The 20,857-nt window shown below is 62.9% G+C and carries 25 protein-coding genes; 11 read left to right on the top strand and 14 right to left on the bottom strand.

Features of this window, described 5'->3' with window-relative positions; translation table 11 throughout:
• Positions 1-258: 258 nt before the first annotated feature.
• Entirely contained in the window at positions 259-1,428 is a 1,170-nt protein-coding gene (locus AB7245_RS12750) for a sensor histidine kinase (RefSeq protein WP_439034260.1), read from the bottom strand.
• Positions 1,429-1,549: 121 nt separating this feature from the next.
• Here AB7245_RS12750 and AB7245_RS12745 point away from each other — a divergent pair, with 121 nt between their 5' ends.
• A complete protein-coding gene (locus AB7245_RS12745; RefSeq protein ID WP_038960214.1) occupies positions 1,550-1,759 on the top strand; it encodes a hypothetical protein in 210 nt (69 codons plus the stop codon).
• Positions 1,760-2,191: 432 nt separating this feature from the next.
• On the opposite strand, the gene AB7245_RS12740 is transcribed toward AB7245_RS12745, so the two are convergent.
• Complete coding sequence (locus AB7245_RS12740; RefSeq protein WP_439034259.1) at positions 2,192-2,701, bottom strand: phasin family protein; 510 nt, start codon at positions 2,699-2,701, stop codon at positions 2,192-2,194.
• Positions 2,702-3,084: 383 nt separating this feature from the next.
• Here AB7245_RS12740 and AB7245_RS12735 point away from each other — a divergent pair, with 383 nt between their 5' ends.
• Both AB7245_RS12735 and AB7245_RS12730 read left to right on the top strand, forming a co-directional pair.
• A complete protein-coding gene (locus tag AB7245_RS12735; RefSeq protein WP_439034258.1) occupies positions 3,085-3,324 on the top strand; it encodes a response regulator in 240 nt (79 codons plus the stop codon).
• Positions 3,317-3,622: a hypothetical protein gene (locus AB7245_RS12730; RefSeq protein WP_439034257.1), complete on the top strand. Its 306-nt coding sequence runs from the start codon at positions 3,317-3,319 to the stop codon at positions 3,620-3,622. Before AB7245_RS12735 ends, AB7245_RS12730 begins: the two co-directional genes overlap by 8 nt.
• A 264-nt stretch (positions 3,623-3,886) precedes the next feature.
• On the opposite strand, the gene AB7245_RS12725 is transcribed toward AB7245_RS12730, so the two are convergent.
• A complete protein-coding gene (locus AB7245_RS12725) occupies positions 3,887-4,108 on the bottom strand; it encodes a hypothetical protein (RefSeq protein ID WP_439034256.1) in 222 nt (73 codons plus the stop codon).
• 147 nt (positions 4,109-4,255) lie between these two features.
• On the opposite strand from AB7245_RS12725, the gene AB7245_RS12720 reads away from it, so the two are divergent.
• Both AB7245_RS12720 and AB7245_RS12715 read left to right on the top strand, forming a co-directional pair.
• Positions 4,256-4,609, top strand: a complete 354-nt coding sequence (locus AB7245_RS12720; RefSeq protein ID WP_354133874.1) for an ATP-dependent DNA ligase — start codon at positions 4,256-4,258, stop codon at positions 4,607-4,609.
• Positions 4,606-4,752, top strand: a complete 147-nt coding sequence (locus tag AB7245_RS12715; protein WP_354133875.1) for a hypothetical protein — start codon at positions 4,606-4,608, stop codon at positions 4,750-4,752. Before AB7245_RS12720 ends, AB7245_RS12715 begins: the two co-directional genes overlap by 4 nt.
• 273 nt (positions 4,753-5,025) lie before the next feature.
• On the opposite strand, the gene AB7245_RS12710 is transcribed toward AB7245_RS12715, so the two are convergent.
• Positions 5,026-5,193, bottom strand: a complete 168-nt coding sequence (locus tag AB7245_RS12710; RefSeq protein WP_354133876.1) for a hypothetical protein — start codon at positions 5,191-5,193, stop codon at positions 5,026-5,028.
• A gap of 587 nt (positions 5,194-5,780) precedes the next feature.
• Here AB7245_RS12710 and AB7245_RS12705 point away from each other — a divergent pair.
• The 5 genes from AB7245_RS12705 to AB7245_RS12685 are packed head-to-tail and all read left to right on the top strand — an operon-like array spanning position 5,781 to position 10,552.
• Positions 5,781-5,990, top strand: coding sequence for a ferredoxin (locus tag AB7245_RS12705; protein ID WP_007607931.1), 210 nt, complete (start codon positions 5,781-5,783; stop codon positions 5,988-5,990).
• A 59-nt stretch (positions 5,991-6,049) separates the two neighbouring features.
• Positions 6,050-7,270, top strand: a complete 1,221-nt coding sequence (locus tag AB7245_RS12700; RefSeq protein WP_439034255.1) for a cytochrome P450 — start codon at positions 6,050-6,052, stop codon at positions 7,268-7,270.
• Between the two features lie 32 nt (positions 7,271-7,302).
• Positions 7,303-8,637, top strand: coding sequence for an MFS transporter (locus AB7245_RS12695; protein ID WP_085403954.1), 1,335 nt, complete (start codon positions 7,303-7,305; stop codon positions 8,635-8,637).
• Positions 8,638-8,640: 3 nt separating this feature from the next.
• A complete protein-coding gene (locus AB7245_RS12690; RefSeq protein ID WP_085403955.1) occupies positions 8,641-9,303 on the top strand; it encodes a sulfite oxidase-like oxidoreductase in 663 nt (220 codons plus the stop codon).
• Between the two features lie 25 nt (positions 9,304-9,328).
• On the top strand, positions 9,329-10,552 hold the full coding sequence (locus AB7245_RS12685; RefSeq protein ID WP_085403956.1) for a bifunctional alpha/beta hydrolase/OsmC family protein: 1,224 nt from the start codon (positions 9,329-9,331) through the stop codon (positions 10,550-10,552).
• 61 nt (positions 10,553-10,613) lie between these two features.
• On the opposite strand, the gene AB7245_RS12680 is transcribed toward AB7245_RS12685, so the two are convergent.
• On the bottom strand, positions 10,614-12,059 hold the full coding sequence (locus AB7245_RS12680; RefSeq protein ID WP_085403957.1) for a PLP-dependent aminotransferase family protein: 1,446 nt from the start codon (positions 12,057-12,059) through the stop codon (positions 10,614-10,616).
• An 82-nt stretch (positions 12,060-12,141) separates the two neighbouring features.
• Here AB7245_RS12680 and AB7245_RS12675 point away from each other — a divergent pair, with 82 nt between their 5' ends.
• The gene (locus tag AB7245_RS12675) at positions 12,142-13,056 is read left to right on the top strand and encodes a DMT family transporter (RefSeq protein ID WP_085403973.1); all 915 of its coding nucleotides are present in this window, start codon (positions 12,142-12,144) and stop codon (positions 13,054-13,056) included.
• Here AB7245_RS12675 and AB7245_RS12670 read toward each other — a convergent pair.
• The 9 genes from AB7245_RS12670 to paaA form a co-directional block, all read right to left on the bottom strand.
• Positions 13,035-14,093 (bottom strand): YeeE/YedE family protein, encoded by a 1,059-nt coding sequence (locus AB7245_RS12670; protein ID WP_085403958.1) that lies wholly within the window; start codon positions 14,091-14,093, stop codon positions 13,035-13,037. The genes AB7245_RS12675 and AB7245_RS12670 overlap by 22 nt on opposite strands.
• Before the next feature lie 2 nt (positions 14,094-14,095).
• Positions 14,096-15,100, bottom strand: coding sequence for a quinone oxidoreductase family protein (locus tag AB7245_RS12665; RefSeq protein WP_085403959.1), 1,005 nt, complete (start codon positions 15,098-15,100; stop codon positions 14,096-14,098).
• A 180-nt stretch (positions 15,101-15,280) separates the two neighbouring features.
• Entirely contained in the window at positions 15,281-16,612 is a 1,332-nt protein-coding gene (gene paaK, locus AB7245_RS12660) for a phenylacetate--CoA ligase PaaK (RefSeq protein ID WP_085403960.1), read from the bottom strand.
• Positions 16,613-16,658: 46 nt separating this feature from the next.
• Positions 16,659-17,108 carry a hydroxyphenylacetyl-CoA thioesterase PaaI gene (paaI, locus tag AB7245_RS12655; protein WP_085403961.1) on the bottom strand — a complete coding sequence of 150 codons (450 nt, stop codon included), beginning with the start codon at positions 17,106-17,108 and terminating at the stop codon, positions 16,659-16,661.
• Positions 17,109-17,163: 55 nt separating this feature from the next.
• Positions 17,164-18,246 carry a 1,2-phenylacetyl-CoA epoxidase subunit PaaE gene (gene paaE / locus AB7245_RS12650; protein ID WP_085403962.1) on the bottom strand — a complete coding sequence of 361 codons (1,083 nt, stop codon included), beginning with the start codon at positions 18,244-18,246 and terminating at the stop codon, positions 17,164-17,166.
• A 2-nt stretch (positions 18,247-18,248) separates the two neighbouring features.
• On the bottom strand, positions 18,249-18,752 hold the full coding sequence (gene paaD, locus AB7245_RS12645) for a 1,2-phenylacetyl-CoA epoxidase subunit PaaD (RefSeq protein ID WP_085403963.1): 504 nt from the start codon (positions 18,750-18,752) through the stop codon (positions 18,249-18,251).
• Positions 18,746-19,522 carry a 1,2-phenylacetyl-CoA epoxidase subunit PaaC gene (gene paaC, locus AB7245_RS12640; protein WP_085403964.1) on the bottom strand — a complete coding sequence of 259 codons (777 nt, stop codon included), beginning with the start codon at positions 19,520-19,522 and terminating at the stop codon, positions 18,746-18,748. Before paaC ends, paaD begins: the two co-directional genes overlap by 7 nt.
• Entirely contained in the window at positions 19,522-19,809 is a 288-nt protein-coding gene (paaB, locus tag AB7245_RS12635) for a 1,2-phenylacetyl-CoA epoxidase subunit PaaB (RefSeq protein ID WP_014496929.1), read from the bottom strand. Before paaB ends, paaC begins: the two co-directional genes overlap by 1 nt.
• 10 nt (positions 19,810-19,819) lie before the next feature.
• Complete coding sequence (paaA, locus tag AB7245_RS12630) at positions 19,820-20,812, bottom strand: 1,2-phenylacetyl-CoA epoxidase subunit PaaA (protein WP_439034254.1); 993 nt, start codon at positions 20,810-20,812, stop codon at positions 19,820-19,822.
• Positions 20,813-20,857 lie beyond the last annotated feature (45 nt).

Here is a 20,857-nt window from a genome sequence, read left to right as displayed (position 1 = left end):
AAGGTTACATCCGCTTCTCTGCGGTCGATTGCCGCCTGGGTTCGAAATCAGCGGTGGACGCCAAGTTGGATCGGTGTCCGGTCTGCCTGACAGCCGACATGACACGCGCTCAATCGACCTGCGGCTAAGGGCCACAACCCGACTACCCACCTCGGCGACGATATGGGGCTTTGCTTGGTCCGCAGGTGTACCATCGGCCGACCCGGCCCGCGATAGCTGAGGCGCAGCCTATCCCGTGCCTGCTCAGCAGGTCCCACTTTACATTATCAAAGGGAATGTAAGCGTTGTTGTTGTACCCGCGTCGCTGCTGGTCTGGTTGACGGTACCGCCAATTTGTCTCGCCAGAGAGGTAATCAGCTTAAGGCCCGACCCGTTTTTGTTCGGATGTTGAATGCCGCGACCGTTGTCGGTCACTGTCAATCGGGCCTCGCCGTAGCCGACGCCTCCCACCAAACTTACGCTGATCCTGCCTCCCTCTGCACCGAACGCATGCTTGATGCTGTTCATCGCAGTCTCATTCAAAATGAGGCCAACCGGGAGGGCCCGGTCGATCGCCAATTCGAGCTCGTCGCATTCGACGTCGACTTCAACCTCATCCACCTGATTGCGGATCGCGCTGCAAAGAGCCCGGATGTAATGGGAAAGTCTAACGATCTGCCCCTCTTGGCGAGGGGCAAGCTGATCATGTGCGAGCGAGATGGCGTTGATGCGGCTGGCCACGTGGTCCAGAGCGCGGTGTGATTCTGGATCAAGATAGCGGCGCTTCTGGATGGAAATCGAGGACAGGACGAGTTGAAAATTGTTCTTGACCCGATGTTGCATCTCTCGAAGCAAGATCTGCCCCTTTTTAGCTTCCGCGACCGCAGCCATAAGGCTTGCATGTTCGTCCGGTTGCGCACCGCGACGCAGCACAGCACCTATCAGCGCGGCGGCGGCGGTCAGAAACTCGGTCGTATCCTGGGAGAAGTCTCTCGGCTTTGTACTGTCCACCTCCAGCACGCCCCATGCGGCGCCGCCGATGAGGATCGGGACGTTGCTGACAGCCACAATGCTGTGCTCCGCCAAGAACTCGGAACAAACAAATTCGTTCTGCTCGGCGAAATCTCTGATGCTGACAGGCTCGGCCGTTTGGAAAGCGCGGCCAGGCGGCGAGCGGAGGTCGGCCGACAGCGTGGCGGTGCGGACGGCACCATCCTTCCAGCCGACTCCCGCAATCAACAGAAGATCGGACGTGTCTGGACGATATTGAAGCACCTTAACATGGTCGATTTCCACGGCTCGGGCAATTTGCAGCACCGCTTGGTCCAAGAAGCGTTCTGTTCCGGCCTCTTCAACCGAAAGACGACCGATATCGACCAAAATGCGGATATGGCGCCGGAGTTTGTCCAGCACATCGCCCTCAGTTTGTTCGGCCGGGTGGTCCTCCATTCGTTTCTAACATCGGGCCTCATGAATTGTGCCTAAGCGCGAGACCGTACAATAGGAACGAAACAGGGAACCTCCGCTCCAATGCGGGTTTGGTTCTCCAGACAAAACAGCGAGAGCGAAAATGGGAAACAGTGGCGTCGGAATGCTACTCGGCGATACCTCGGTGACGGCGCTCTGGATGATGTTTATCGGCGCCTTCATCTTGGGTGGCACAATTCTCTATGGCGTCATAAAGACGGGAAGGATGCGCCGCAGCGAGCGTGCGCAGCTCGATCGAAACACAGAGATGGCGCAGCGCCGGGACGACCCGGAGAAAAGAGCCGCTCGTTAAGCGATCGGCGCGTCGACCGGTCAAATGTAAGATTTAGGAACTTAGGCCGGAATGGCGCTGGGGCGTCTACACATAATTCCGCGATGTCCGCTTATTCCCTAACAGCCGCACGGAAGAGGACAATGCGCGAGGTCCGAAGTACAGGCTTAAAAGATTGTTCTCCAAAACGCTCGAACGCTAACGCCCGCAATGGGTCACAACCGACCGTCGAAGCGAGCGCGGGTCCACGTCTGCTCTACCACGATAGACGTATGACAACAGGATCAGCGGGGTTCGGTTCAGGGCCACTTCCGGACACGGCGCGACTGGTTGGCCTCGATGAGCCGGTCACCCTTTCCATGCAGGATCCTAACGCACGCAAGGCGCGGCGGCATCGCCCCTTTCGAAATCCGCGTTTGCGTCCATCCTTTTCCGCAGCGGGTACGGCTTCAGTTATCGTCCCGGCAGAGCCGTGAGCTCTCGGGGGCGCTTGATGCGCCAGAACGGATATGCCGCCAATTCTTTCGAATGCTGCCCGAACATATCGACCCGTCTGCTTGTAAACTCCGTAATGACGCCGAAAAATTCAGTTGGTGACCTGATCGTCGCAAGTCTCAGGCCGAATTCAAAAGCAAATTGCGCGTTGGCCTCGGCTATCTCAAGAAGCTTCCCTTGATACGCCTGCATGTTTGCCGTCGCTAAAGCAAAGCCTTTCGTTGGATCGCTATCCGTCATTCTCTGACTGAGGTCATTTGGTAAGGCATCCACCCGAGTCTCAATGATAGGAACCTCGTGTTTAGGATCATGAAGCTCAGGAGGCGGTTCAATCGAGACTGCCGCAACAGAGCGAAGTAAATTCTCTTTCGGGCTTCTAACAATGCTCTGCTTGTGCCGTTGGGCCCGCGCGGTCATTTTCGGATTCCGGGCGCGCTTCGGCGCCGTCGCCGGTTTGCGTTTGCTCATCTGACGCTCCAAGAAAATGGGGGGTGCGACCACAACGGTCATTTCTGAAAGGACAACAGGCTTTGTGACGTGGCGTTCCAAACCCGTGCATTGTTGAAGTTCCGCATGAACTGAGATCAATCGCAAGTTCTGCGCTGTCGACGATGATTTTAGGTAGCAACTCCAACCAACAAACGTCTAACTGGCGATCTTCCTGACCACTGCTCAACGGCGTCAGTCTGAGAACGATCAGCCCTCCGCTCGTTGTGCTCTCTGCGGCGACTACACAGGCGTTCATGCCTTGATTTTCGCGAGACTTTCTTGAAGCGAACCTTCGGCCATTGATAAGCCGTATCGCTGGAGCAAGTTGAATGCTCTAGCACTAACAGTATTACTAGCAGTTCGTGGTGGACGCTTTGCGAGAGGAAGAGTACGAGGTCATCCATGTGGCTGACGGCGAAGAGGCATTGGCGTGGCACGGGCGGCGAATCACCGACGTTCTCATCACGGACGTCAAGCTGCCCGGAGGCATCGACGGATGGCAGATCGCCGAACATTGCCGGGCGACGCTTTCCGACAGCGCGATGAACTTAGCCAAATTATACGGCCGACCGCCTCGACCGCGATATCTATCTGGTGCTTGAAGACTTCGGCGCGCGTGCCGGTTGCGCCTGGCGCGAGACCGACGAGACTGACACCGACCTCGAGATCATCCTGCAAAATCTCCTGTCCGGCCAGTACGCTTATCCGGTTCGAATCGTATCCTTCAATCCCGTCGAGGGGTGGCCGCGGGATGTGACTTCCGACGTCGCCGACGCACTGGCCCGGCGCACAGCCAACACCGACGCCGAGCTCTCGTCTGCTCTGCAAGACTTCATCGCCGCTAACGCCACAAAGCCCTTCGACATGCAGCTCGCGCTGCCCTTGCGCGGGGTCGCCTGATGTCCAGCGAAGATTAGCCGGCGGTGGCCGGTGCCACGATCACGATGTGCGCCAACTGTGACGATCTCGGCTGGGTTTGCGAGAACCACCCGGACCGTTCCTGGGACGGCCCACGCGCCTGCAGCTGTGGCCGCGCTGGCGCCCCTCTGCCAGGCCTGCAACGTTCCTGGCGAAGATGAAGTGCCGCACATGTCGGAAGGCTTCAGGTGGAGGCCGACAAGGACGGCTGGCGACATTGAATGAACGTCTGCACTTGAGCCCGATCTACATCTGCCAGACGGTCGCTTCCTCGTGAGTCCACGCTGCATAGAGTGCGCGGATCTCCTTCAGGCGGTCGTGGTAGCCGGGCGGTTGACCAGCCTTGACGTATCGGGCCTGAACGCGGAGAGACCAGCGGGCCATGGAGGCGCCGAGCCGCTGCGCCACCACCCACGCAACCCCGGCCACGACAGCAATGACGATGCCGTAGGCAATTATCTCGGGCAACATTCCAAGCCTTTCAATCAAAAGGCTGCAACTAATGAGAGTAGTGTACCGCTGTCTATCGGTATTTGTACGGACCGCTGATCGGCGCCGATAGACTTTGGACGGGGCTGCCCACAAAAGCTCCGAGGGCTTCACACTCTACGGCCTATGCGTCCCGCGTTCGAATTCTGCCTGCCGACCGCCGCCAAGGTGGTGCCGGCCGGACCCGACTGGATCCACGAAATCACGTATGACGGCTATCGCCTGCGCGTCGAGCGCCAGGGCAAGACCGTGCTCTTCATCCGCAACGGCCACGACTGGACTAAGAGATATCCCTGGATCGTCGATGCCGCGCTGAAGAACCGCGAGCAGCAGTTCGTCATCGACGGCGAGGCCGTGGTGCTCGGTGTCGACGGCGCATCGGATTCAACGCCCTGCACCCGCGCAAGCACGATCACGAGGTGCAGCTCTATGCGTTCGACATCCTCGCGCTTGGCCAGGACCTGCGCCAGCTGCCAATGACCATGCGCAATACCAATCTGGCGCGGCTGCTGCGCGACCGTCCGGACGGCATATTCGTTGCGCCGTTCGAGGCCCGCGAGATTGGCCTACTCCTCCTCGTACACACTCAGCAACGGCTTGAGCGGCTCGACAACGACAAATGAACACACCGCCCAAGGCAAAGTGAGCAAAGGCATGATTCGGCGCAAGGCACAGCACCCTTCCCAGCGCGGCCTCGGCCATGACAAGATGCTCGTTTCGTTGATCGGTAAAGAAGCTAGTGCCGACTACGAGATCGAAACCGCCATGCCGACCTTCGCCTCGATATTTCCAGGATCCAGGGACAGCGGTTGTTCAAAGAAAGCGCGCGCTAGTGCCATATGTTCGGGCGTCCACCCCTTATTGCACGAAGCCTTACCCTGGAAGCACAAGTCCATTTAACAGCGATCCGGAGATCGTTCTGAGCGCTTTGCCTCGACCTCTGTCAGCTGAGCATTTAGCGCATTTGCGAGATGCGATACGATTTCGTCCTGCATATCGAAAAGATCGGCAATCGGCTTGTCAAAACGATCGGCCCAAAGATGCGCCCCGGTTTCTGTGTCCATGAGATGCACGTTCACACGAAGCCGACCAAGGGCCGGTCATAGCTCGTGAGGTGCTCCCGTCTGCTTCCACCGGACAGGCCCTTCAGAAGGGAATCGAACCCTCGTATTCAGCTTAGAAGGATGTTCTCGCCGAATCCGGGGGCAGTGCCTCGACGCGGACAGGGCTATCGCCCCGATATTGACAGCCTGACCTTCCTCAGCCGCTGATGGTGTCGGCCAACCGGTTTATCGGCGTTCCCTAGGGTTTGGGGGCATAATTCCCCTTGTGCAGATATCGTCCATTCCGCTCGAGGACCAAACCCGAACAAGGACGCTGTGGCAGCGCTCGATCAGGCTGAGGCAAATTGCCTGCGGTGCGCGCGACAAATCTCATGCTCGCAGGCAGCCAGCGCAGTTGGAAACTTTCGCACCATTTGCTGACGGTTTCGCAGTAATTGCTAGACTGTCCACTATAAGTTTGCCCTTGACAGGGGAAGCCCGCCGCGAATGTAATAGGATATAACTTAAAGCGGCGACAAATGCCGCCGATAAAATTGACATGAGGAACGCGCGGCCTTCGTCCCGCGCACACGACCGAGGAAGCCGCCATGACAGAGCGACTGAGGGTTCACGTCGATCCCGATAAATGCCAGGGCCACGCGCGCTGCAAGGCGCTCGCGCCGGAGCTGTTCGAGCTCGACGAATACGGCAACGCCCATGAGGCCGGGGACGGCACCGTGCCGCCCGGCCTCGAAGACAAGGCTTGGCTTGCCAAATCCAATTGCCCGGAAATCGCAATCGATGTGATCGAGGAGTAGCGCGGCCCCTGCCCGCTTGCGTGCTTTTAGCGAACACGAGCCCTGAGGGATTTCCTGCCATGTCCGACGTCAGCCAGCCTGTCGCCCACCCGCCCGTCACCGACTGGGTCAACGATTTCGACCACACCGATCCGCAATGGACGGAGGATCCGTTCTCGATCTGGGAGGAGCTTCGCTCCGCGAGCCCGGTGGTGCATACAAAGCGCTTCCTCGGCTGCTACATGCCGACGACTTATGAGGCGGTGCGCGAGATCGCCAACGACACCGAGCATTTCTCCTCGCGCCGCATCATCGTCCGTGACGTTCGGCCCGAAGTCGCCAGGAACGCCGCTCCGCCGATCACCTCCGACCCGCCCGTGCACAAGCCAGCCAAGCAATTGCTGTTGCCGCCTTTCACGCCGGACGCGATGAAGAAGCTGGAACCGCGGATGCGCGCGATCTGCAACGAGCTGATCGACGGGTTCATCGCCGATGGCAAGGTCGATGCCGCAGCGCGCTACAGCAAATATATCCCGGTTCAGGCCATCGCCCATATGCTCGGCATTCCCGAGAGCGACAGCGATCTGTTCATCGACTGGATCCACATGATCCTCGAGCTCGGCATCAAGGACGAGAACAAGCTGCTCCAGGCCGTGCAGGAGATGAGCGCCTATTTCAGGACGCATATCGAGGAGCGCAGATCGAAGCCGACCGACGACCTGATTTCCTATTTGATGAACGCCAAGGACAAGGAAGGCCAGCCGCTGGAAGAGTCCCATGTGCTGGGTTCGCTGCGGCTGCTCCTGATCGCCGGCATCGACACCACCTGGAGTGCGATCGGCTCCTCGCTCTGGCATCTCGCCCGGACGCCGGCCGACCGCGAACGGCTGATCGCCGAGCCCGGGCTGATCCCGATCGCCGTGGAGGAGCTGCTGCGGGCCTATTCGCCGGTGACCATGGCCCGCGAGGTGGTCAAGGAGACCACGATCTCGGGCTGCCCGGTCAAGGCGGGCAACATGGTGCTGCTGTCGTTCCCGGCCGCCAACCGCGACCCCAAGATGTTTCCGGACGCTGACAAAGTCGTGATCGACCGCCGGGAGAATCGCCATGCCGCCTTCGGCCTCGGCATCCACCGCTGCGTCGGTTCCAACCTTGCACGCATGGAGATGCAGGTTGCGCTGGAGGAATGGCTGAAGCGGATCCCGGACTCCTCCCTCGATCCGGCAGGCACGGTGACCTGGTCACAGGGCACGGTGAGAGGCCCCCGCCAGTTGCCATTTCTGTTCGGAAAGGCGATGTAGGCCTTTCCAAGACCAACGGAGAGAGGCCGGACGTGACAGAGCAAGCAACCCTACCGGCCTCTGATCACATCGATATCGACATCGACATCGCCGACGCCAAACGGCGGATCAAGGCGATCTTCATCGGCTCGATCGGCAATCTCGTCGAGTGGTACGATTTTTACGCCTATACGGCGTTCGCGCTCTATTTCGCTCCGGCCTTCTTCCCCGGCAACGACCCCGTCGTCCAGCAATTGAACGTCGCCGTGGTGTTCGCGGCGACCTTCCTGATGCGCCCCTTGGGCGGCTGGCTGTTCGGCTACATCGCGGATCATTTCGGCCGGCGTATCTCGCTGACGTTATCCGTCGTCTTCATGTGCTTCGGCTCGCTGATCATCGCGCTGACGCCGACCTATGCGACCATCGGTTTCGCCGCGCCGGTGATCCTGGCGCTCGCCCGCGTCATCGAAGGCCTGAGCCTCGGCGGCGAATATGGTGCCAGCGCAACCTATCTCAGCGAGGTTGCCGATCCCAAGCATCGCGGCTTCTATTCGAGCTTTCAATACGTCACGTTGATCGGCGGCCAGCTCACCGCGATCATCGTGCTGCTGCTCCTGCAAAAGGTCTTCCTCACGCCGGAGGAGCTGAGGGCCTGGGGCTGGCGCATCCCGTTTGCGATCGGCGCGGCGCTGGCGATCTTTGCCGCGGTGATGCGGCGCAATCTGCACGAGACTGAGGCCTTCGAGGAAGCCAAGAAGGTGGTGAAGCCGACCGGCTCGCTGGCCAATCTGCTACGCTACCCGCGCGAGTTGCTGCTGGTAGTGGGCCTCACGGCCGGCGGCACCGCGGCGTTCTACACCTTCACCACCTACATGCAGACGTTCGTCAAGCTCTCGGTCGGCCTGACCGAGGACCAGACCACTTTCGTGATTTTCGGCACGCTGATCTTCGCGACGATCCTGCAGCCGATCTACGGCGCGATCTCCGACAAGATCGGGCGCAAGCCATTGCTGATCTTCTTCGGCGTCGCGGGTACGCTCGCGACCGTGCCGCTGCTGATGACGCTGAAGGAGACCAAGTCGCCTTTCATGGCCTTCATCCTGATCTGCTGCGCCTGGTTGTTCGTCGCCGGTTACACCTCGATCAACGCCGTGGTGAAGGCCGAGCTGTTCCCGACCAATGTCCGCGCCCTCGGTGTCGGCCTGCCCTACGCCATCACGGTCTCGATCTTCGGCGGTACGGCGCCGGCGATCGCGCTCTATTTCAAGAGCATCGGGCATGAGGAGTGGTTCTACTACTATCTCGCCGGCGTCATCTGTTTGTCGCTGATCATCTATTCCACCATGCGTGACACCAAGCACGCCTCCGCGATGCACCGCCACGAGTAGCTCATGGCCGACGACAACGAGCCGCCCGACAGCAAGCTGACGCGCACCAAGGAGAAATGGGCGCGCGAAGGCCGCTTCCTCACCGGCCGCGTTACGCGACCGGAGGATCAGCGGCTGCCGCCGGGCCAGCATCTCACCAAGGACTGGCCGGTGCTCGATCTCGGAGTCGTGCCGCCGGTTTCGCGCGAGCGCTGGCGGCTCGACGTCTACGGTGCGATCGAGACCCCCGTATTCTGGACGTTTGCCGAATTCGCAGCGCAGAAGCAGGCGCAGTTCACCTCCGACATTCACTGCGTGACGACCTGGTCGCGCTACGACAATCAATGGGAAGGGCTCGCCACGCGCGAACTGCTGGCAGCCTGCCGGCCGCGCGAGGACGCGCGCTTCGTTGTCTTGCATTCCCATGACGGCTACACCACCAACCTGACGCTGGAAGACTTTGCCGCCGAAGACGCGCTGCTCGCCCACAGCTGGTCGGGTCAGCCGCTGACCGAAGAGCACGGCGGCCCGGTACGGCTCGTCGTGCCGCATCTGTATTTCTGGAAGAGCGCCAAATGGCTCCAGGCCATCGAGTTCCTGACCGAGGACGCGCCGGGCTTCTGGGAAGTCCGCGGCTATCATAACCGCGGCGATCCCTGGGCCGAGCAGCGTTATTCAAGCGATTAAGTTCAAGCAAGGACGGGGGAAACCCATGCCGACCGAACGCTTTCAATTCACCGGCGAAGGTGGCCATCAACTAGCCGCCGCGCTGGAACTGCCCGATGGCGAGCCCGCGGCCTACGCGCTGTTCGCGCACTGCTTCACCTGCGGCAAGGACACGCTGGCAGCAAAACGCATCTCGGTCGCGCTCGCCGCCACGGGCATTGCGGTGCTGCGCTTCGACTTCACCGGGCTCGGCTCCAGCGAAGGCGATTTTGCCAATTCGACGTTCACCTCCAACGTCGCCGACCTCGTGCGCGCCGCCGATCATCTGCGCCAGCTCCGCACGGCGCCATCGATCCTGATCGGCCACAGCCTCGGCGGTGCCGCGATCCTCGCCGCGGCCGGAAGGATTCCGGAAGCCAAGGCTGTCGTGACCATCGCGGCGCCGTCCGATCCCGCTCACGTCACCGGTCTGTTCAGCGAGCATCTCGACAGCATCCGCGCGCAGGGCGAAGTCGAGGTCTCGCTCGCGGGGCGCCCGTTCCGGATCAAGCGCGAATTCCTCGACGACATCGCCGAGCAAGAACTGATGAAGGACATCACCGGCCTGCACAAGGCGCTGCTGGTGATGCAGTCACCTGTCGACGACACCGTCGGCATCGACAATGCGACCAAGATTTTCGTTGCGGCAAGACACCCCAAGAGCTTCGTCTCGCTCGACCACGCCGATCATCTCCTGACCAAGCCGGCCGACGCCCTCTACGCGGCCGACGTGATCGCGGCCTGGGCCAGCCGCTACATCGACACCGCGAAGCCCGCGAAGGCGATGGATCTCGCGGAAGAGCCGCGCAAAGTGGTGGTGCAGGAAACCCGCAAGAGCAAGTTCAACCAGGCCATCACCGTCGGCCCGCATCACCTGGTGGCTGACGAGCCGGTCGCGGCCGGCGGCGAGGATGCCGGCCCCGGCCCTTACGACTTCCTGCTCGCCGGGCTGGGTGCCTGCACCTCCATGACCATGCGCCTCTATGCCGATCGCAAATCGCTGCCGCTCGATCGCGTCACGGTCACGCTGAAGCATTCGAAAATCTACGCCAAGGACTGCGCGGAGTGCGAGACGCGCGATGGCATGCTCGACCAGATCGAGCGCGACATCGCGATCGACGGCGCGCTCGACGCGGAGCAGCGCAAGAAGTTGATGGAGATCGCCGACAAATGTCCGGTGCACCGGACGCTGACCTCGGAGATCCGCATCGTGACGAAGGCCGTGGACTAGCGCGTTATTGTTTAAGCATGATCTTTTCAGAAAACCGCTTCACACTTTTCCGGATCATGCTCTAGAAGCACGACGCCATCGTCCGCACCGCCGCGCTGATCTCATTCTCGCGCCAGGCCGCGAAGCCGAGCAGCAGGCCATGGTCGCGTGGACGGCCGAGCGCCAGGCTGGACAGGGCCCGCGTTTCGACGCCTGCCTCGACCAGCCGTTGTACCGCCGCCTGATCGGCGCGACCGCGCTTGAGGCGGGCGACCAGCTGGATGCCGCCCGACGGCACTTCGGCGGACAGAACTTCGCCCAGATGGCACTCCAGTCCCTCGACGAGGTGATCGCGGCGCGCGTGATAGAGCCGCCGCATCCGGCGCAGATGCGCGAGAAAATGCCCGTCGGCGATGAACTCCGCCAGCGCTTCCTGGATGTGGCTGGAGGCGATCAGCCCGATGTGCCGCTGTGCGATCTCGAGGGTGCCGACCAGCCCTGGTGGCGCGACGACATAGCCGAGCCGGATATCCGACGTCATCGCCTTCGAAAACGTTCCGACATAGAACACGCGGCCATGGGCGTCTAACCCCTGCAAGGCCGGCACCGGCCGGCTGTCATAGTGGAATTCGCCGTCGTAATCGTCTTCGACGATCCAGGTCTCGCCTGGCCTGCTCATGCCCAGGAATTCGGTGCGGCGCGCGAGCGACATCAGCCGCCCGGTCGGATGCTGATGCGAGGGCGTCATGAAGATGAGCTTTGGCGCGGTCATGCCCGGCATCCGCTGCATGCCCTGCTCATCCAGCTTCATCCCCATCACGCGCGCGCCGGAGGCGCGGAAGGCCGCCGCAGCGCCGGGATAGCCGGGGTCCTCGACCCAGACATCGTCGCCGGGCGTGATGAGCGCAGCCGCAATCAGGGTCAGCGCGGCCTGCGCGCTCGGCAGGATCAGGATCTGGTCCGCGGCGGCGCGGACGCCCCTGCTGGCGGCCAGATAATGCGCCAGCGCCCGGCGCAGGCGCGTCCGGTTGACCGGTCCAAGCTCACGCTTGGCTGCGCGCACCGCGCTGCGGCGCAGGCAGCGGGCCCACACTTCGTGTGGAAACTCCCGCGCATCTCCATGCCCCGGACGCAGGGGTTTTAGCGGCGCCTGATAGGACATCGGCCAGTCGGTCTGCTTGAGCTTCGACGCCCAGGGCGAGAGCCGCGGCTTGCCCGAGCGGACGCTCGGTGCGACCGCGCCCGTCCCTTCGTTACGGCCGCCGTCGACCGTGACCATGGGACGACGACCGTGCGACGCCTCGAGATATCCCTCGGCGGCGAGCTGCTCGAAGGCATAAGTAACGGTGTTGCGCGAGACGCCGAGGTCGCTCGCGAGCCGGCGGCTCGACGGCAGCGCGCGGCCTTTGCCGAGCCGACCGGTCGCGATCAGGTTTCGCAGCTGGCTCGTCAGCTGCGCCGTCAGCCCCTCGTCGTCGGTCCGCTTCAGCTCGATCAGGGCGGAGATCACACCTTCCGAAACTGGCACCTTATTCCTTTCCGATCTGGCACTTTTTCAGGTGCCACTCCGGATGCTATCCGCCGGACTGGACTGCTTCAAGGATTTTGCGATGAACTCCCTCTCCTCCCGCGCGGCCGTCGGCCTGTTCCTGATCGTCGTGCTGGCCTGGGGCGTGAACTGGTCGGTGACGAAGCAACTCGTCCAGTTCCTTCCGCCACTATGGACTTCGGCGATCCGGAGCTGGATCGCGCTGGCCGGATTGTTCGTGATCCTCGGGCTGAGCAACAATCTGATGATCCCGGAGCGGCGCGACATTCCGGTGATCCTCAGCGTCGCGCTGCTGCACATGACGGTGTTCTCGGTTCTGGTTGCGGCCGGTGTGCGCTTCCTGCCCGCAAGCAAGGCGATCGTGCTCGGCTACACCACGCCGCTCTGGGTCGCGATCGCCGCGCCCTTGCTGGGGAAGGATACGCTGACGGCGCCCAAGCTCGCCGGCGCCTTGCTCGGGCTGATCGGCCTTGCCGTGATCCTGAACCCCACGTCGATCGATTGGACCAATACCAACGTCCTGCTCGGGGCCGGCATGGTCGTCCTGGCCGCGATGTCCTGGGCCGCGAACATCATCTATATGAGCGCGCATCGCTGGATTGCATCGCCGCTCCAGCTCCTGCTCTGGCAGGTGCTCGTGGCGACGATCGTACTGACGGGATCGGCTGTTATCATGGAGGGCCCGCCGCACGCGGAATGGTCGTGGAAGCTCGTGCTGCTTTTCCTGTATTCCGGCCTGATCGGAACGGCGCTGGCCTATTGGGCGATGTCGATGGTCAACAAGAGCATCTCGGCCCTGACGACGTCGCTCGGCACCACCGGGACGCCGCTCGTTGGCATCGCCAGCGCGGCGATCCTGCTGGGCGAGCCGATCGACATGAGCCTTGCCGTCGCGGCCGGACTGATCGTCACCGGCATCGGTCTTGCGACGCTGGGCGACCGGCTGCTGCGCGGTCAGGCCACCGCGAGCGGCTGAACCCGCAGTGCGCCGCGCAGGCCGGCCGTCGTGCCGAGCAGGATGCCGGCGACCGCGACGAACGAGCCCAGAGCGAGCGTCGATACGCCGGTGAGCCCCTGCCCGATCGAGCAGCCGAACGCCATCACGCCGCCGATCCCCATCAGCGCGGCGCCGCCGGCAGACCGCAGCATGTGGCGCGGCGAGGAATAACCTTCGAGGTGGAAACGGCCTGTGGCGAGCGCGGTGACAAGGCTGCCGGCGAGAACGCCGGCCACGGTAGCAATGCCGAAGTTGAGCGTCAGACCGGTCGAGAGCATGGCGTATTGCAGGCTATCGGCAATCGGCGCGACGAAGGTGAGCGAGGTCACCGGGACCGGATTGAAATCGTCGGCGCCGAGATAGCCGGTGACGAACCAGCCGCTGGCGACCAGGAGGCCAACGACGACACCGGCTGCAATCTGGCCGGGCGAACGCCGGAACGCCGGGTGCGCGAACGCAAACAGGATCAGCGCAACGACGATTACGGCAGCGCCCAGCGCGCGCGATGCCGCTTCGCCGGGGCCGAATGTCGCCAACAGTGACGGCAGCGAATTGGCGTTGACGGTCGTTTGCGAGGCCTGAAGCAGCGCGATGCGCGCCGGCGCGATCAGGCCCTTGAGCGTCATCTGCGCGGCGATGGCGAGCACGATCACGACGACGAAAGAGCGGAGATTGCCGCGGCCGAGCAGCACCAGCGCCCGCGAGCCGCAGCCGTTCGACAACACCATGCCGTAGCCGAACAACAGGCCGCCGAGGAACAGCACCGGCACTGAAAAGGATTGTTGCAGATAGATCGACTTGCCGAGATCGACCATGCCGCTACCGGCAAGGAATTGGCTCGCAGCAACCGCAACAGCAATCGCCATCGCAAAGGTTCGCACCAGCCGCCCGTCTCCTTCGACCAGCCAGCCGCGCATGCTGCTCATCAGGCAGAAGCCGCTGAGCAGGCCCACGGCGCCATAGATGAGCCCGATGACGAGGCCGGCAAGGATGACGAGTTGGATGGACGAGTCCATGATCAAGGCTTCAGGATCACGCGATCCCGCGACGAACCGGCGACCGCGACATAGGCCTCCTTGGCGCGCTCCAGCGGATAGACGGCATTCGCCTTGATCGGAAACGGTTTCAGGTGCCCGCTCGCAAAGCCGGGGCCGAGGTCGCGCAGCACCGCGCCGGTCGCGGCCGAGGACAGCCCGAGCGTGTCGATGCCGACATAGGTGTGTTGCCCGCGGTAGAATTCGAGGATGTTGAACTGCACGATGCGGTCGATCGCGGCGATCAGGATCTGGCGGCCGCGCAATCCGAGCGATTTGTGCGCGGCCTGGAAATAGGGATCGCCGACCGTGTTGAAGACGATGTCGGCCCCCTTGCCGCCGGTCAGTTCGCGCACGCGCGTGGCGGCATCGGTCGCCGAGGCGTCAATCACCTCGATGGCTGCGTTGGCATGGCCCTCATAGGCTTCCGCCTTGCGCACCACGCCGATGACGCGCGCGCCCTGCCACGTCGCGATCTGGACCGCGGCCTGACCGACCTTGCCGTTGACGCCGAACACCAGCACGGTTTCGCCGGGCTTTGGAACGCCGGCGCGGCGAAAGCCTTCCATCGCGGTGACGAAGGGCACGCCGACGCCGGCGGCCTCCTCCCAGGACACCGTCTTCGGCTTCTCCACCACGGCGTCGGCTTCGACGACGAGATGGCTGGCATGGGTGCCGTCGCGGCGGATGCCGAGATCGCCGGAGGAGCCGAACACCTCGCGGCCGATCGTATCGGCCGGCCCGTCAATCACCACGCCGGCATAATCGCGGCCGGGCGTGCGGGGGAAGACCGCATAGGGCATCAGCCCGGTCGCGGCCTTCACATCGGAGGGGTTGACGGCGGCGGCCTTGATCTCGATCAGGAGGTCCTTCGGACCGCGCGTGAGCATATGACGCTCGATCAGCGGCGCGATCGCCGCAGCATTATCGGCCTTGGCATCGAGGCGGACGCAGTGCGCTTCGACGGTTTTGCGATCGGCTGATGACATCGAAAGACCCACGATTTCTCGCGGGCCTTGTCGCCTTTGGGACCGGTCAAGTCAACCGCCTCCCCTCATCCTGAGGAGCCGCGCGAGCGGCGTCTCGAAGGATGTGGGCCCGCGCTGCAGCATCCAGGCCTTCATGGTTCGAGGCGCGCCTTTGGCGCTCCTCACCATGAGGAGCGACGGCTAATCCTTCGGCCGCTTGTCGTAGAGGCGTTTGGCTTTGCCGAGCGAGCGCTCCAACGTGGCCGGCGCGACCACCCGCACGTTGGAGCTGACCCCGATCGTGTTCTTGATGTGGGTCGAAATGCGATCGGCATGATCGACCAACCCCCGGCCGTCCCAGCTTTCCGGCCGCGCCTCGGCAATGATGGTCAGCTCGTCCATGCGGCCTTCGCGGGTGAGTTCAAGAATGAAATGCCCGCCGCACCAGTCGGTCGCAAGCAACACCTCCTCGATCTGGGTCGGGAACAGATTGACGCCGCGCAGGATGATCATGTCGTCGGAGCGGCCCGTCACCTTCTCCATCCGCCGCATGCCCGGCCGCGCCGTGCCCGGCAGCAGCCGCGTCAGGTCACGGGTGCGATAGCGGATCACCGGGAAGGCTTCCTTGGTCAGCGAGGTGAAGACCAGCTCACCCTTCTCGCCGTCCGGCAGCACTGCGCCAGTCTCCGGGTCGATCACCTCGGGATAAAAATGGTCCTCCCAGATGTGCAGGCCGTCCTTGGTCTCGATGCATTCCTGCGCAACGCCTGGACCGATCACCTCCGAGAGGCCATAGATGTCGGTCGCGTCCATGTCGAAGGCGTCCTCGATCTCGCCGCGCATCGCGTTGGTCCAGGGCTCGGCGCCGAAGATTCCGACCTTGAGCGAGCACTGGCGCGGGTCGAGCTTCTGGCGCTTGAACTCGTCGAGGATCGCCAGCATGTAGCTCGGCGTCACCGTGATGATGTCGGGTCGGAAGTCGTTGATGAGCTGCACCTGCCGCTCGGTCATGCCGCCGGAGATCGGCACCACGGTGCAACCAAGTTTTTCGGCGCCGTAGTGCACGCCCAATCCGCCGGTAAACAGGCCATAACCATAGGCGTTGTGGATGATCATGCCCGTGCGGCCGCCGGCGGCGCGAATCGAGCGTGCCATCACCTCCGACCAGGTGTCGATGTCGCGTTGCGTATAGCCCACCACGATCGGCTTGCCCGTGGTGCCGGACGACGCATGCACGCGCACCAGCTTTTCGCGCGGCACGGCGAACATGTTGAAGGGATAATTGTCGCGCAGATCCGTCTTCACGGTGAACGGGAATTTCGCGAGATCGGAGAGTTCGCGAAAGTCGGACGGATGCACGCCGGCCTTGTCGAAGGCCTGGCGGTAATGCGCGACGTTGTCGTAGGCGTGCTTCAGCGACCAGGCCAGCCGCTGCTTTTGCAGCACCATGATCTCGTCACGTGAGGCGCGCTCATGCGCGTCCATCTCGGCACGATAGGCGTTGCCACCTTCCTTGAGCCTCGTCAGAGCCATCCTCGTTTCCCCACATTGGTTGGTTCTTTTTATTGGTTGGTTCTTTTTATTGATCTTGCGTCGGCAGCCACGTGCCGGGAATGACACGCGAATGCCCCCGGAATTCCGCGATGACGGTGTCGCCGGCTGTCACGCGCACGTCGTAGATGCCTGAGCGTCCGCCACGGCTGACCTCGCGCGCCCTTGCAACGAGGCGGTCACCAAGCTTGCCCGGCTTGATGAAGGTGATCTGGCCCTGTGCCGCCACGACACGTTCATTGTGCGAATTGCAGGCAAACGCGAAGGCGGAATCGGCGAGCGTGAAGATGAAGCCGCCATGGGCGATGCGCTGGCCGTTGACCATCTCCGGCCGCACATTCATCGCCAGCGTCGCAAAGCCCGGACCAATCTCGACGATCTCCATGCCGAGACCCTTGGAGGCATCATCCTCGGCCCACATCGCGTCGGCGCAGGCGCGGGCAATATCCTCGGGCGACAGGTTGGCTTTGACGTTCACGCGCTTCTCCCGGCCAAATGTTTGGCCACAATGCTCTGCTGCCCGGCCATAACTGTCAAACGTGATCGTAATCGACCACGACCCGCTCCGACGACGGCTTGGCCTGGCAGGTCAGGACGAAGCCGGCCTTCAATTCCCAGGGCTCCAGTGAATAGTTGATGTCCATCGGCGCCTCGCCCTCGACCAGCTTGGCGCGGCAGGTCGAGCACATGCCACCCTTGCAGGCGAAGGGCAGATCGACGCCGGCGCGCAGCGCGGCATCGAGGATCGCCTCGTCCTCGGCAACCGGCACGTCGCGGCGCTTGCCGTCGATGATCAGCGAGGCGATCGCCTTCGGCGGCGCGTCGGGTGCAACGATCTTCTTCGGTCGCGGTTTGCCGCCGAATTCGGAGACGAAGCGCTCGACGTGGATGCGCTCTTCCGCGATGCCGAGATCCCTGCAAGTCACCTCGATCTCCTCGCTCATGCCAAGGGGACCACAGATGAAGACATGATCGACACTCGCGGCCGGCACCAGGGAACGCAGCAGCACTCTCACCTTATTGCCGTCCAGCCGGCCATGCAGGATCGGGATGTCCTGCTCCTCGCCGGAGATGACGTGGAAGATCGAGAGGCGATCGATGAAGCGGTCCTTCAGCTCCTCGAGTGCCTCCAGGAACATGATGTTGTCGGTGGCGCGGTTGCCGTAGAACAGGAAGAAGCGGCTGTGCGGCTCGCGCGCAAGCACGCCCTTGACGATCGACAGGATCGGTGTGATGCCGGAGCCCGCGGCAAAGCCGACATGGATGCGTCCGCTATCTGCCGGCGGGATCACGCCGAAGCGCCCGGTCGGCGTCATGACGTCGAGCTCGTCGCCGCATTTGAGTTCATCCGCCGCCCAGTTCGAAAATGCTCCGCCGTCAATCTTCTTCACGGCAATGCGGATCTCGCCATCGTCAGGACCCGAGCAGATCGAATAGGAGCGCCGGACTTCCTCGCCATCGAGCATGGTGCGGAGCGTGAGGTACTGGCCGGGCGCGAAAGCGTAGTCGCCCGCGAGTTCGCCGGGGACCGCAAAGGTCATCGATACGGCATCGGCCGCCTCGCGGCGGAGGTCGTTGACGGTCAGGCGATGAAAGCGCGGTGCGGCTGCGGACATGATCAATGACACTTGAAATAATCGAAGGGTTCGCGGCAGGCCTTGCAGCGCCACAGCGCCTTGCAGGAGGTCGAGCCGAATTCGGACAGCAGCTCGGTCTTGTCAGAGCCGCATTTCGGGCACGCGATGGCCTGCTCGCCGAACAGCGCGCGGCGGGAGCTTGACGCCTGCGGTGGCGCGATGCCGTAGGCGTGCAGCTTGCGGCGGCCCTCCTCGCTCATCCAGTCGGTGGTCCAGGCCGGCGACAGCACGGTGCGGACTTTTGGCTGGCGAAAACCGGCGCGCTCCAACGCAAGCTCGATTTCGAACGCAATCATGTTCATGGCCGGGCAGCCCGAATAGGTCGGGGTGATCGCGACCTCGACATGATCGCCGTCGAGCACGACATCGCGCAGCACGCCGAGATCGGCGATGGTCAGCACCGGGATTTCGGGGTCAACGACGCCCGCCGCGGCGTCCCAGGCGCGCCGGCGCAGCTCACTGTCGCGGTCCAGCACTGTCACCATGTCAGCCCCGGAAAAGTACGCTGCATCGACTGAAGCTCGGACAGGAGATGACCGAGATGCTCGCTGTGGCGGCCCACGCGGCCGCCCTGCTGCATCCAGTCATTCTGCGGCAGTGTGAGTGTTGCTTCGCTGACGACATCGGAGAGCGTCTTCAGCCAGCGACCGCGCAAGGTCCCGGGATCAATCGCGATACCGGCATGGATCAGGGCGCGCTCTCCGTCATCGACGGCGAACATCTCACCGGTGAAGGCCCAGAGGTGATCGATCGCGGCCTGCGCCCTGGCGTGACTCTCACCGGTGCCATCGCCGAGCCGAATGATCCATTCGGAGGCGTGGCGCAGATGATAAGCGGTCTCCTTCTCGGACTTGGCGGCAATGGCCGCGAGCGTCGTATCGCGCGAATTCATCATCGCGCGCCAATAGAGGTCGGCGAAGGCAGAATAGAAGAACTGCCGCACCAGGGTCTGGGCAAAGTCGCCATTCGGCTGTTCGACCAGCAGCAGGTTGCGGTACTGCCTGACGTCGCGCAAATAGGCGAGCTTGTCCTCGTTGTTGTCCTTGCCTTCGGTTTTGGCTGCGTAGGTGTAGAGTTCACGCGCCTGGCCGATGAGATCGAGCGCGATGTTGGAGAGCGCCATGTCCTCTTCCAGCATCGGCGCATGTCCGCACCATTCCGACAACCGATGACCGATAATCAGCGCATCGTCGGCGCGGCGCAGCGCGTAGAGCACCAGCGGTGTTTCCGCGACCTGGATGTTGGCCACAAGCATCACATGTGCCCCACTTCTTCCGGCACCTCGTAGAACGTCGGATGCCGGTAGATCTTCGATTCCGCCGGCTCGAACATCATGCCCTTCTCGGCCGGATCGCTCGCGGTGATCGCGGTCGACGGCACGACCCAGATCGACAGCCCCTCGCCGCGCCGGGTGTAAATGTCGCGCGCGGCCTGCAGGGCCATGGTGGCATCGTTCGCATGCAGCGAGCCGACATGCTTGTGCGCGAGCCCGTTGCGGCTGCGAATGAAGACTTCCCACAGCGGCGTGTTTGGCGTGGCCATCGTGATCTCCTTATTCCGCGGCTTGTGCGGTCTGACGCCGCGCCCGCTTTGCGGCATAGCTAGCTGCCGCCTCACGCACCCAGGCGCCCTCATCGTGCGCCTTGCGACGCGCGGCGAGCCGATCGCGGTTGCAGGGGCCGTTACCGGCCAGCACCTGCTTGAATTCGGTCCAGTCGATCTCGCTGTAGCGCCAGTGGCCTTCGGCGTCCTGCGTCATGCCGGGATCGGGAATGGTGAGGCCGAGATATTGCGCCTGCGGCACGGTGGCATCGACGAACTTCTGGCGCAGCTCGTCATTGGAGAAGCGCTTGATCTTCCACTTCGTCGATGTGTCGCTGTGCTGGCTCGTCGCATCGGGCGGACCGAACATCATCAGCACCGGCCACCACCAGCGGTTCAGCGCATCCTGCGCCATCGCCTTCTGCTCATCCGAGCCGCGGCACAGCGTCAGCATGATCTCGTAGCCCTGGCGCTGGTGGAACGATTCCTCCTTGCAGACGCGGATCATCGCGCGTGCGTACGGGCCGTAGGAGCAACGACACAGCGGGATCTGGTTCATGATCGCGGCGCCGTCGACCAGCCAGCCGATGGTGCCGATATCGGCCCAGGTCAGCGTCGGATAGTTGAAGATCGAGGAATATTTGGCCTTGCCGGCAAGCATGGCGTCGACCAGCTCTTCGCGCGAGGTGCCGAGCGTTTCGGCGGCGGCGTAGAGATAGAGTCCGTGGCCGCACTCGTCCTGCACCTTGGCCAGCAGCGCCGCCTTGCGGCGCAAGGTCGGCGCGCGCGTGATCCAGTTGCCCTCAGGCAGCATGCCAACGATTTCGGAATGGGCGTGCTGGCAGATCTGGCGGGTGAGCGTCTTGCGATAGGCCGCCGGCATCCAGTCGTTCGGCTCGATGCGCTCCTCGGCATCGATGCGGGCCTGGAACTGCGCAGCCTTCGCCGCATCCTCGAGACCGCGGTCGTCGGTCTCGGCCGTATTCAGCGCCTGGGTATACATGCGCATCCTCCCGTTTATTGGGAGGCAATATATAACAAAAATTAC

The organism is Bradyrhizobium sp. 604_D8_N2_3 (assembly GCF_051810765.1).
GTDB classification, from domain to species: domain Bacteria; phylum Pseudomonadota; class Alphaproteobacteria; order Rhizobiales; family Xanthobacteraceae; genus Bradyrhizobium; species Bradyrhizobium barranii.
The sequence above is the reverse complement of the archived record's forward strand: the minus strand, read 5'-3'. Positions and strand labels throughout refer to the sequence as shown.

Coding starts and splice junctions, on each gene's coding strand:
- paaC (WP_085403964.1), bottom strand. CDS start 19,522: ATGCTTGTGGCCAACATCCAGGTCGCGGAAACACCGCTGGTGCTCTAC.
- paaA (WP_439034254.1), bottom strand. CDS start 20,812: ATGTATACCCAGGCGCTGAATACGGCCGAGACCGACGACCGCGGTCTC.
- AB7245_RS12705 (WP_007607931.1), top strand. CDS start 5,781: ATGACAGAGCGACTGAGGGTTCACGTCGATCCCGATAAATGCCAGGGC.
- paaE (WP_085403962.1), bottom strand. CDS start 18,246: ATGTCCGCAGCCGCACCGCGCTTTCATCGCCTGACCGTCAACGACCTC.
- AB7245_RS12675 (WP_085403973.1), top strand. CDS start 12,142: ATGAACTCCCTCTCCTCCCGCGCGGCCGTCGGCCTGTTCCTGATCGTC.
- paaK (WP_085403960.1), bottom strand. CDS start 16,612: ATGGCTCTGACGAGGCTCAAGGAAGGTGGCAACGCCTATCGTGCCGAG.
- AB7245_RS12710 (WP_354133876.1), bottom strand. CDS start 5,193: ATGGACACAGAAACCGGGGCGCATCTTTGGGCCGATCGTTTTGACAAG.
- AB7245_RS12665 (WP_085403959.1), bottom strand. CDS start 15,100: ATGTCATCAGCCGATCGCAAAACCGTCGAAGCGCACTGCGTCCGCCTC.
- AB7245_RS12690 (WP_085403955.1), top strand. CDS start 8,641: ATGGCCGACGACAACGAGCCGCCCGACAGCAAGCTGACGCGCACCAAG.
- AB7245_RS12700 (WP_439034255.1), top strand. CDS start 6,050: ATGTCCGACGTCAGCCAGCCTGTCGCCCACCCGCCCGTCACCGACTGG.
- AB7245_RS12740 (WP_439034259.1), bottom strand. CDS start 2,701: ATGAGCAAACGCAAACCGGCGACGGCGCCGAAGCGCGCCCGGAATCCG.
- AB7245_RS12685 (WP_085403956.1), top strand. CDS start 9,329: ATGCCGACCGAACGCTTTCAATTCACCGGCGAAGGTGGCCATCAACTA.
- paaD (WP_085403963.1), bottom strand. CDS start 18,752: ATGGTGACAGTGCTGGACCGCGACAGTGAGCTGCGCCGGCGCGCCTGG.
- AB7245_RS12745 (WP_038960214.1), top strand. CDS start 1,550: ATGGGAAACAGTGGCGTCGGAATGCTACTCGGCGATACCTCGGTGACG.
- paaB (WP_014496929.1), bottom strand. CDS start 19,809: ATGGCCACGCCAAACACGCCGCTGTGGGAAGTCTTCATTCGCAGCCGC.
- AB7245_RS12670 (WP_085403958.1), bottom strand. CDS start 14,093: ATGGACTCGTCCATCCAACTCGTCATCCTTGCCGGCCTCGTCATCGGG.
- AB7245_RS12720 (WP_354133874.1), top strand. CDS start 4,256: ATGCGTCCCGCGTTCGAATTCTGCCTGCCGACCGCCGCCAAGGTGGTG.
- AB7245_RS12715 (WP_354133875.1), top strand. CDS start 4,606: ATGACCATGCGCAATACCAATCTGGCGCGGCTGCTGCGCGACCGTCCG.
- AB7245_RS12750 (WP_439034260.1), bottom strand. CDS start 1,428: ATGGAGGACCACCCGGCCGAACAAACTGAGGGCGATGTGCTGGACAAA.